The 331-nt window shown below is 56.5% G+C and carries 1 protein-coding gene; it reads left to right on the top strand.

What is annotated here, in order from left to right; translation table 11 throughout:
- Positions 1-14: 14 nt before the first annotated feature.
- Positions 15-331: transposase (locus tag J9893_RS11165; protein WP_210600847.1), on the top strand; the 317-nt coding region annotated here is incomplete at its 3' end.

Raw genomic sequence — 331 nt, 5'->3', positions numbered from 1 at the left:
TTGAAAAGGGTCGCGTGAAGCTGCCTGCCGGGCTGGCGTGGGTCAAGTTCCGTCAGTCCCAGCCAGTTGAAGGGAAAATTAAAAACGCGACCGTCAGCCAAGCAGCCGGGCACTGGTATATCTCCTTTCAGGTCGAGCAGGAGACGTCCGAGCCAATTCACCCCTCCGGCTCAATGGTCGGGCTGGATGCGGGGATCGCCAAGCTCGCAACCCTGTCAGACGGCACGGTGTTTGAGCCCGTCAACAGCTTCAAAACCAATCAGACCAAGCTGGCAAGGCTCCAACGCCAGTTGAGCAAAAAGGTAAAGTTCAGCAGCAACTGGAAGAAACA

It is taken from the genome of Aeromonas sp. MaB10011B (genome assembly GCF_017939325.1).
Taxonomy (GTDB): Bacteria; Pseudomonadota; Gammaproteobacteria; order Enterobacterales; family Aeromonadaceae; genus Aeromonas; species Aeromonas caviae.
The sequence above is the reverse complement of the archived record's forward strand: the minus strand, read 5'-3'. Positions and strand labels throughout refer to the sequence as shown.